We start from the raw sequence: 9246 nt of genomic DNA on the forward strand, positions 1-9246 counted from the left end.
ATCACACGATCGACCGAGTAGCCGTTTTCCTCGGCCTCGTGGCGGCCCGCACGAATGGCGACCACCCCGCGACGGCGGGACCATCGAGGTACGAAGGAACGGACGACCAGCCGTCGAAGGAGCAGACATGGCCACACGCGACGCGACCACTCAATGGACCGGTGGATTGAACTCCGGCACGGGCACGCTGACACTCGACTCGTCCAACTCGGCACAGTTCACGGTCACGTTCCCCCGCCGGACCGGCGAGCCCGAGGGCACCACCAGTCCCGAGGAGTTGATCGCGGCGGCCCAGGCTTCCTGCCTGGCCATGAACCTCGCGGGCACCCTTGAGAAGGAGGGGCTGACGCCGAACTCCATCGACTCCAGCGCGTCGGTGACCGTCGAACCCAGCGACGGCGGGTTGGCCATCAGCACCGTCGCGATCACCCTGCGCGCCTCGGTGGACGGCATCGACGATGAACGCTTCGACACGATCGCCCAGAAGGCCAAGGACACGTGCCCGGTGAGCCGCGCGCTGGCCGGCACCACGATCACCATGGACGCGTCCTTGGCCTGACCCGGTTTATTTCGGCGGGGCGAGGACGACGGCCGAGTTATGACCGCCCATGCCCAGTGACGACTTCATGGTGAGCCGGTCGTCGATGTCCACAATGCCGTTTCGCAGCTTCGGGTGCGCCTGCGCCACCCGAAGCGGTGCGGGCACATAGCCGTAGTCGTAGCCCATCGCGGTGACCGCCAGCTCCACGGCAGCCGCCGCGCCCTGGCAGTGCCCCACCAACGGCTTGACCGAATACACGCCCGTGTCGTCTCCGAACAATTCGTCGGCCAGCACCGACTCCGTCGTGTCGCACTGTCGGGTGCCGGGCCCGTGCGCGTTGAGGTAGCCGACGGCGCTCGCCGGTACCCCCGCGTTGTCGAGTGCCTCGGTGAAGCACCGTCGCACCTGCGACAGTTCCGGATCGATCGACGTGGCGTGGTAGGCGTCGTGCGACATGGCACCGCCCAGCACCGTGGTGTACGGCGTGCGTGTCTTCCGGGACAGTACGAACGCCACGGACGCCTCCCCCATCACGAACCCGCGACTGCCCTCCTGGAACGGTCGGCATCCGTCGAGGGGTTCGGCGTCGACCACCGTGACCCCGAGCCGCACGAAGTGTCGGACGTTCTCCGGCGTGAGTGACAGGTCGGTGGCCACGAGCACCACGTCGTCGACGAGTCCCGCGTCCAGCCACAGTTTGGCGGTGAGCAGACCGGCGTTACCCGATGCGCACATGGCTGAGACGTTCATCGCGGGACCGTGGAAGCCGTACTCCTGCATGAGGGTGGACATCGGTGTCGACGGCATCAGTGCCAAGTACTCCCTTGCCCTGATGTCGCCGTGTTCCAGCAGATAGAAGTCCTTCCACAGGTCGACCTCGCCGAGCACGACGGCGTGCAGCAGTCCCACGCGGCGCCCTTGCCGCCAGCCACGTCGCAGGGCGTCGTCGATGGCTTCGCGTGCCGCCGCCCGCATGGCTCGAGCGAACCGCCCCCTGCCGTCCGCGGAATCGCCCCCTTGCGGCACTCTGGCGACCCAACCGCAGTTCTCACCGAACGTGGTACCGATGCCGCCGTCACTGTCGGGGCGGTCGGAGCCGTAGCCGTGGGTCAGCGTCGCCGCCGGTTTCGCCGACCGCAGCCCGTCCCACAATGCCTTCCGCCCCCAGCCGTAGCCGGTGACGGCGCCGACTCCACAAATCTCAATTCCGCCTTGTGGACTCAAGATGCTTCCTCACTTTCGTCCGGTTTCCTGCTACAGGCGGCTCGGTTCGCCGAACGGTGTGGACCGAAACAACCGCCTACTCGAGTGATGGACTTCGAGGGGCGCTCAAGATGCACGCAGCGGCAACTGCGAGACAATTCCTCCTATTCGCCCAGCGGTGATTTCATGCTGTAATCAACACCTGGGAACGTGCGGCGGATGGACTGAGCATGGAGGCGTACACCCACGACGAGTTGTCCACCTGGTCGTCGCGTAGCCGGGAGGACGTCACCGACCTTGCGCTCACCGCGATCACCGCAGGCGCGTGGTCCGTGAACCTCTCCGATCACGATGTCACGTGGAGCCCCGAGCTGGCCGGGATTCTCGGAGTGGACACCGATAACTCGGATGTCGTTCGTCGGCGTCTGCTGGATTTACTCGAGCCGTTGACCTTCGCGGCGAGAAATTGCCCGGTATGGCACAATTTTGATCTTGAGCAATGTCACACGACGCCCGGCGGTGAAACCCGATGGACGCGCTTTCTCGCTCGCGCTCAAGGCAATGCCGCGACAGGAACGGTCGAACGGCTCGTGGGAATCGCCACGGACGTGACTGAGCGGTTCAGTAACGCGCAGGCACTGGATGATCTCGCCGATCGCTATCGCCTGCTGGTGGAACTCAGTCCCGAAGGGATCTGCGTGCACCAGGACGGCAAGTTGGTGTACGTCAACCCGGCAGCGGCCCGGTTCGTCAAGGCCGACGATCCCGCGAAGCTGCTGAACCGTCCGATCATCGACTTCGTCCGTCCCGTCGCGGCACCGGAGTTGCTGCGCCGGGTCTCGTCGTTGCGGGAGCCGGGCGAGGCCACGGAGCCCACCGAAGTCCGTCTGTGCAGGCTCGACGGTAGTTCGCTGTTCGTCGAGTCGGTGTCGGTGCGCACCACCTGGCAGGGTGAACCCGCCTACCAGGTGATCATGCGGGACATCACCGCCCAGAAGTCCGCGCAGGCCGCGCTGCGCTTCCAGGCGGCGCTGGTCCGACATGTCAGTGACGCCATCATCGCGACGACGTCGGACGGCATGGTGACCAGCTGGAATCCAGCGGCCGAAGCCGTCTACGGCCACAGCGAGCACGCGGCGTTGGGCAGGCCCGTGAGCGAACTCGTTGGGGTGACGCTCGACCCGCAGGCCATCGTGGCCGACGGCGGGGTCGTCGAGGTGGAACACCGGAAGGCCGACGGTTCCGCGTTGACGGTGCGGGTGTCGGCCTCCCCCATGGACGACGGGTACGTGCTGATGTGTGCGGACGAGACCGCGCGCAGAGCGGTCGAACGCCGCTACCGCACCGTGGTGACGGCACTCGACGAGGGCGTCGTGGTGATCGACGGCAACGGGCTCGTCGGTTCGGCGAACCCTGCGGCGGGCCGTATCCTCGGTCTGCCCGTCGAGGCCATGATCGGTTGCTCACCGTCGCTGTTTCCGTTGTACGACGAATCCGGCGCGCGCATCCCGCCGAGTGAGTACCCGTCGGCGTTGACGCGGAGCACCGGCAACGCGTTGAACGGCCGTGTGCTGCGGGCCCGGCGTCCCGACGGGCAGTGGGTGTGGTTGTCGATGAGTTGTCGACCGTTGGCCCCGAACACGGCGCCCCCTCACGAGGTCGTGGCGTCGTTCACCGACATCACCGAACGTCGGGCCATCGGCGAGCGGCTCGAACACGACGCCACGCACGACCCGCTCACCAACCTGGCCAACCGGACGCTGCTGTTGAAGCGGTTGGAGGACATGCTGCGGCAGCCTTACGGGCGATCGGTGTGCGTGTTGTTCATTGACCTGGACAAGTTCAAGGTCATCAACGACTCACTGGGGCACGGCATCGGCGACAAGGTGCTGCGTATCGCGGGCCTGCGGCTGAAGAACTGTGTGCGGCGCGACGACCTGGTCGGCAGGCTCGGAGGCGACGAGTTCGCCATCGTGGCGTCCGGTATAGAGCAGAGCGGTCAGATCCAGGGCCTCATCGGTCATATCCGGCGGGCACTGGCCGAACCCATCATCGTGGAAGGCCGCAGGCTACGTATCGACGCCAGCATCGGTGTGGTGACGGCGCGCGCGAACGACGAACGCTCGGCCGAGGACCTGCTACGGGACGCCGACGTGGCCATGTATCAGGCGAAGATGCGTGGGCGGGGCAGACACGAGTTCTTCGATGTCGAACTGCGGGAGCGGGTGCAGCGGCAACTGCGGTTGGAACAGGACCTGCGCGAGTCCGTCCGGGACGGTCAGTTGTGGGTGGCCTATCAGCCCGTGGTGGATCTGCGCACACACCGGCGGGTGGCCGTCGAGGGACTGTTGCGCTGGAACCATCCCGTGCACGGGGAGATCTCTCCGGGCGAATTCATTCCACTGGCCGAGGAGAGCGACCTCATCAACCTGATCGGCGGGCACATGCTGCGCGCCGCGACGCAGGAGCTGGCGTTTCGGCGCAAGCGCAGCGGTGTGCCCACCCGGCTCGCCGTGAACGTGTCGGCACGTCAACTCGACGACGGTTCGGTGGTGCCCGCCGTGAACGACGCCCTTCGCACGACGGGACTGCCGCCGGGCGAGCTGTGCCTGGAGATCACCGAGAGCGCCCTGATGCAGGAACCGGAGGCCGCGGCCGAAGTGCTCACCGCGTTGCGGGAACTCGGGGTGCGGTTGGCGATCGACGACTTCGGCACGGGTTATTCGTCGCTGGCGCAGCTGTGGAAACTTCCGCTGGACACGCTGAAGATCGACCGCTCGTTCGTGGCGGGACTCGACGGACCCAGTCACCCCGACGCCGAGGCGATCATCAAGGGGATCATCACGATGGCTCACTCGATGGGTCTCACGGTGATCGCCGAGGGCACGGAGAACGAACGGCAGATCACCATCCTGCGGGAACTCGGTTGTGATCAGGCACAGGGCTTCCACCTCGGAAGGCCGGCCCCCGCGAACGAGGTGTTCGAATAGCGGCAGGTCCGCCCGAGCCGTCATCTCACGACGCGTCCACCACCAGCACTTCGAGTGTTCTCGGGCCGTGCACGCCCTCCACCCGGTCGAGTTCGATGTCGCTGGTGGCCGAGGGTCCGCTCACGAACGTCAGGGGACGTCCGGGGTCCAGTCTCCGCAGCGCCTCCGGCACACTCACCTCGATCTGGTCGGCACGCACCACGCACAGGTGATAGTCCGGTACGAGTGTGAGCAGTCGTCTGCCCTGTGCTGCACCGGTGTCGAGGACGACGGTGCCGGTCTCGGCGATCGCGACCGCGCAACCGGTCAATACCCCGTCGGCCGAGTCCACTTCGGGGAGCTCCAAGGCCGGTTCGTCGAGCGCCCAGCGCACTTCGCTCACACGCCAGCTCGCGGGCAGGTCGGCGGGAGCCACCATCGTCCTTGCGTCACGATCGACCAGGCAAGCCCTGATCCGCGCGGGTAGTTCGTCCTCGGTCACTCGATGGACGGTGGCTTTGTAGTGTTCTATCCGCTCGGTGAACAGTCCCACGGGGTCGTCGGCTCTGCGGGTCTGTTCGTAGTCTCTCGGCACCGGGGGCGGTTCGGGCCGGGACACGGCACGGATCCGCGCCAGGATCTCCGCTCTCGCACTAGCCACGGTTCCGCCTCCACCACATGCGGAACGACTCCTTCGGCACCGCCGGGACGTCCCGACTGTCCGTCCACTTCGAACCTGGCCACGGCAGGCGTTTGATCCGGCCGTCGTCGCCGGCGAGGAAACGCGACAGTGCCCCGATCCGTTGTGCCGCTTCGTATCGGCGGGGATCGCGGAACATCCATGCGGCACCCGCCATGGCCAACGCCTCGGGGTCACGTCTCGACTTCGCCTGCACAGCCTGCGACCGCAGGTGCGTGAGCACCTCGGGAATGTCGATGCGCACGGGACACACCTCGTAGCAGGCGCCGCAGAGCGACGACGCGTACGGCAACGACGCGGCCTGCTCATCGTCCATGTCCCCGACGAGCTGCGGCGCGAGGATCGCACCGATCGGCCCCGGATACACCGAGCCATAGGCCTGCCCGCCTGTGCGCTCATAGACGGGACACACGTTGAGGCACGCCGAGCAGCGGATGCACCGCAACGCCTGTCTGCCCACCTCGTCGGCCAGCGCGGTGGTGCGACCGTTGTCCAACAGCACGAGGTGGAACTCGCTCGGACCGTCTCCCGGTGTCACGCCTGACCAGACGGACGTGTACGGGTTCATGCGTTCGGCCGTCGACGAACGCGGCAGCAACTGTAGGAAGACCTCCAGGTCGCGCCACGTCGGGACGAGTTTCTCGATCCCCATCACGGTGATCAGTGTTTCGGGCAGGGTCAGGCACATGCGCCCGTTGCCCTCCGACTCGACGACGGCGATGGAGCCGGTCTCCGCGACGGCGAAGTTGGCTCCCGAGATCGCGACCTTGGCGGAGAGGAACTTGCGTCGCAGGTGCTTCCGCGCCGCTTCGGCCAGGTCCCGCGGGTCGTCCGAGGCGGGCACCTCCGACATCCCACGCACGAAGATGTCCTTGATCTCGGCGCGGTTGCGGTGGATCGCGGGTACGAGGATGTGCGAGGGCCGGTCGTTTCCGAGTTGCACGATCAGCTCGGCGAGATCGGTCTCGACGGGCCGAACACCGGCCGCCTCCAGGTAGGGGTTCAGGCCGATCTCGGCGGTGGCCATGGATTTGACCTTGACGACCTCGTCGGCGTCTTTGGCCCGCACGAGGTCGAGCACGATGCGGTTGGCCTCCTCGGCGTCGCGAGCCCAGTGCACCACGCCGCCGCGAGCGGTCACGGCCTCCTCCAGCCGCACCAGATAGGTGTCGAGGTGGGCGAGCACATCGTCCTTGATAGCCTCGCCCGCCCTGCGCAGCTCTTCCCAGTCGGACAGCTCCGCGACAGCCTCGGCACGCTTGGCCCGGATGGAGGTCGTCGCCTTGCGCAGGTTGGTGCGCAGTTGTGTGTCACCGAGCGCGGTGTGGGCCGCGCGAGGGAACGTCGGGCTGCCGAGCCACGTCACGGGGTTGCGACCCACGGCTGTTCCTCCGTACTCGCCAGGATTTCCGCCAGGTGCACGCTTCGCACGCCGGTGCGCAGCCGGGACAGGCCGCCGCCGATGTGCATCAGACACGAGTTGTCGCCGGCGGTGAGCACCTGCGCGCCCGTGTCCTGCACGCACCGCATCTTGTCGGCCAGCATGGCGGTGGACGTCTCCGCGTTCTTCAACGCGAACGTGCCGCCGAAGCCGCAGCACTGTTCCGCCTGCGGCAACTCGACCAGTTGGAGGCCCTTCACCTCGCGCAGCAGGCGCAGCGGCTTGTCACCCACCCCGAGCATGCGCAGCGAGTGACACGTGGGGTGGTAGGTCACCCGGTGCGGGAAGTACGCGCCGACGTCGGTGACCCCGAGGACATCCACAATGAACTCGCTGAGTTCGTAGGTGCGTTCGACGGCGGGGCTGTTGCCACACACGTCGGGATGGAGCTTTCGGACCATTCCGGCACAGGAACCCGAAGGGGCCACCACGTAGTCGTAGCCGTCGAACACCTCCGCATAGCGGCGGGCGAGCGGTTCGGCCTCGTCGTAGTAGCCGGTGTTGTAGTGCATCTGCCCGCAGCACGTCTGTCCCAGCGGGAAATCGACCTCGCAGCCGAGCCGTTCGAGCAGCCGGAGCACGGCCTTGGCGGTGTCGGGGTACAGCGTGTCGGTGAGGCAGGTCGCGAACAGCGCCACGCGCGGTGTGCTCACGGGTTCCCCACCTCGTCGTCCGACGGGGGCGTCGGTTCTCTCCTTGCCTGGGACAGCACGCATCGAGCGTAATGTCGCGATCACCTTCCGACCAAGTGTGAGAACCCGGGCTCGGGTCGGCTCACGACTCGTCGAACACGGCCCGCCACCAATGCGGCTGGAGTTCACCCAGTCGGACCATTCGCCACCGCGCCGGGTCGTCGGGTTCGGGCACGGCGACCAGTACTTCGGGGCCGTGGACACGGAGGCGTTCCTGGCACACACCGCATGGGGTGAGGACCCAGGCGTCGGCTTCCCGGCCCGGGCGAACGACACAGGCCGAGGCCACGACCGTCCGGCCGAGCCGATACGCCTCGCACAGGGCACCGACCTCGTGGCACAGTTCGACGGCCGGGTTCAACGCCGGTGGAGCGGTGCTGGTGAGGACCGTGCCGTCGTCCAGCACCATCGCGGCGGCTCCGGCTTCGGACTCCCCGGGAAACCGGTCGTCGAGCAGCTCGGTCGCGGCGGCGACGAGCCGGGCACCGATATCCATCCGCGCAGCCTACAGCGCAAAAGGTCATCTTCGGCGAAGTCGCGGACCGATTCGTTGTGGTCGAATGTGTTGCTTAACACACGAACTGCGATTGAATGTGATCATGACAACGGACCAGGCGGACATCACCACGACGACTCCCCGACCCGGACGCTACGAGATCGACACCGCGCACTCCACAGTCACGTTCAACACGACACACCTGTTCGGACTGCTCCCGGTACGCGGGACTTTCACCATCTCCAGCGGGACCGTCGACATCGCCGAGCCGGTCGGCGAGTCCGACATCCGGGTCGAGATCGACGCGACCAGCTTCCGCACCCCGGTCGCCATGCGGGACAAGGTCGTGCGCTCGCCGATGTACCTCGACACCGACCGGCACCCGACGATCACCTTCACTTCGCAGCGGTGGGACGGCGGGACGATCACGGGCGCGTTGACGGTGCGCGGCGTGACCAAGCCCGTCACGCTCCTCATGGAGAGCACCGCCCTGGACGGCGATTCCTTCACCGTCCGCGCCGCGGCACGTGTCGACCGCACCGAGTTCGGAGTGACCGCGACCCCCGGCATGGCCGGGCGCTACCTTCTCTTCTCCTCGATCGTGCGCTGCGTACGAAGGTGACCTGTTTCCGGGGGCCGCGATACCGACGAACCCGTCTCGGCCGCCGCGATCCATCCGGTTCGGCCTTGCTTTCGACGCGTGTCGACAACACCTCGAAGGCGCGTACCCGATGATCTTTTCGCGAACGTGCTGTCACGTCCGCGGACATGCCTTCATCAGTGGATTCGCCGCCTCCTCGCGTTGTCGTACTTGCGGACGGCGAACGCGGCCGCCTCATCCAGCAGTCCGCGCACCACCGGCCAGATCTGCCGCGGATTGAGCACGCATACCCAGTGCTGCCAGGACAGCAGCGATCACCACGAACGAATGACCGACGACAGCAACCGGAGACCCGACGGCCGGAGGGCTACTACGGTTTCGTCCGACGAAACCCGCGACCGCCCCCAGGCATACGAAAAAGACCTGCCCAGAAAGGGCAGGTCTTTTTGAAACTTTATGACCGTGGCCAGGGCCGGGGTCGAACCGGCGACCTTCCGCTTTTCAGGCGGACGCTCTACCAACTGAGCTACCTGGCCAGGACGCCGGTCCACCACCGGAACGCCGTTGCGACCCTGACGGGACTCGAACCCGCGACCTTCGCCG

9 protein-coding genes and 1 tRNA gene are annotated in these 9246 nt (G+C 66.8%); 3 read left to right on the plus strand and 7 right to left on the minus strand.

The window, feature by feature from the left end; genetic code table 11:
• The first annotated feature begins 127 nt into the window (after nucleotides 1-127).
• Nucleotides 128-559 (plus strand): OsmC family peroxiredoxin, encoded by a 432-nt coding sequence (locus M7H19_RS11820; protein ID WP_298180788.1) that lies wholly within the window; start codon nucleotides 128-130, stop codon nucleotides 557-559.
• Between the two features lie 6 nt (nucleotides 560-565).
• Here the strand turns inward: M7H19_RS11820 and M7H19_RS11825 are convergent, their stop codons facing one another.
• On the minus strand, nucleotides 566-1765 hold the full coding sequence (locus M7H19_RS11825) for a beta-ketoacyl synthase N-terminal-like domain-containing protein (RefSeq protein WP_298180790.1): 1200 nt from the start codon (nucleotides 1763-1765) through the stop codon (nucleotides 566-568).
• Between the two features lie 209 nt (nucleotides 1766-1974).
• Between M7H19_RS11825 and M7H19_RS11830 the strand changes: the two genes are divergently transcribed.
• Entirely contained in the window at nucleotides 1975-4734 is a 2760-nt protein-coding gene (locus tag M7H19_RS11830; RefSeq protein ID WP_298180792.1) for an EAL domain-containing protein, read from the plus strand.
• A 25-nt stretch (nucleotides 4735-4759) separates the two neighbouring features.
• On the opposite strand, the gene M7H19_RS11835 is transcribed toward M7H19_RS11830, so the two are convergent.
• From M7H19_RS11835 to M7H19_RS11850, 4 genes are all read right to left on the minus strand, one after another.
• The gene (locus tag M7H19_RS11835) at nucleotides 4760-5374 is read right to left on the minus strand and encodes a lactate utilization protein C (protein ID WP_298180794.1); all 615 of its coding nucleotides are present in this window, start codon (nucleotides 5372-5374) and stop codon (nucleotides 4760-4762) included.
• Nucleotides 5367-6794, minus strand: coding sequence for a LutB/LldF family L-lactate oxidation iron-sulfur protein (locus M7H19_RS11840; RefSeq protein ID WP_298180796.1), 1428 nt, complete (start codon nucleotides 6792-6794; stop codon nucleotides 5367-5369). The genes M7H19_RS11835 and M7H19_RS11840 overlap by 8 nt, the downstream gene beginning before the upstream one ends.
• Nucleotides 6776-7492: a (Fe-S)-binding protein gene (locus M7H19_RS11845; RefSeq protein WP_298180811.1), complete on the minus strand. Its 717-nt coding sequence runs from the start codon at nucleotides 7490-7492 to the stop codon at nucleotides 6776-6778. Before M7H19_RS11845 ends, M7H19_RS11840 begins: the two co-directional genes overlap by 19 nt.
• A gap of 136 nt (nucleotides 7493-7628) precedes the next feature.
• A complete protein-coding gene (locus M7H19_RS11850; RefSeq protein WP_298180798.1) occupies nucleotides 7629-8042 on the minus strand; it encodes a cytidine deaminase in 414 nt (137 codons plus the stop codon).
• Between the two features lie 103 nt (nucleotides 8043-8145).
• On the opposite strand from M7H19_RS11850, the gene M7H19_RS11855 reads away from it, so the two are divergent.
• Complete coding sequence (locus tag M7H19_RS11855; RefSeq protein ID WP_298180800.1) at nucleotides 8146-8664, plus strand: YceI family protein; 519 nt, start codon at nucleotides 8146-8148, stop codon at nucleotides 8662-8664.
• Nucleotides 8665-8819: 155 nt separating this feature from the next.
• Here the strand turns inward: M7H19_RS11855 and M7H19_RS18635 are convergent, their stop codons facing one another.
• Both M7H19_RS18635 and M7H19_RS11860 read right to left on the minus strand, forming a co-directional pair.
• Complete coding sequence (locus M7H19_RS18635) at nucleotides 8820-8954, minus strand: DUF6194 family protein (protein WP_363321370.1); 135 nt, start codon at nucleotides 8952-8954, stop codon at nucleotides 8820-8822.
• Between the two features lie 152 nt (nucleotides 8955-9106).
• A tRNA-Phe gene (locus tag M7H19_RS11860) sits at nucleotides 9107-9179 on the minus strand.
• Nucleotides 9180-9246: the final 67 nt, after the last annotated feature.

This window comes from Saccharomonospora sp. (genome assembly GCF_027317685.1).
Taxonomy (GTDB): domain Bacteria; phylum Actinomycetota; class Actinomycetes; order Mycobacteriales; family Pseudonocardiaceae; genus Saccharomonospora.

What these genes read in the sequence shown, in the direction of transcription:
- M7H19_RS11820 (WP_298180788.1), top strand. Translation starts at nt 128, where the DNA reads ATGGCCACACGCGACGCGACCACTCAATGGACCGGTGGATTGAACTCC.
- M7H19_RS11830 (WP_298180792.1), top strand. Translation starts at nt 1,975, where the DNA reads ATGGAGGCGTACACCCACGACGAGTTGTCCACCTGGTCGTCGCGTAGC.
- M7H19_RS11850 (WP_298180798.1), bottom strand. Translation starts at nt 8,042, where the DNA reads ATGGATATCGGTGCCCGGCTCGTCGCCGCCGCGACCGAGCTGCTCGAC.
- M7H19_RS11855 (WP_298180800.1), top strand. Translation starts at nt 8,146, where the DNA reads ATGACAACGGACCAGGCGGACATCACCACGACGACTCCCCGACCCGGA.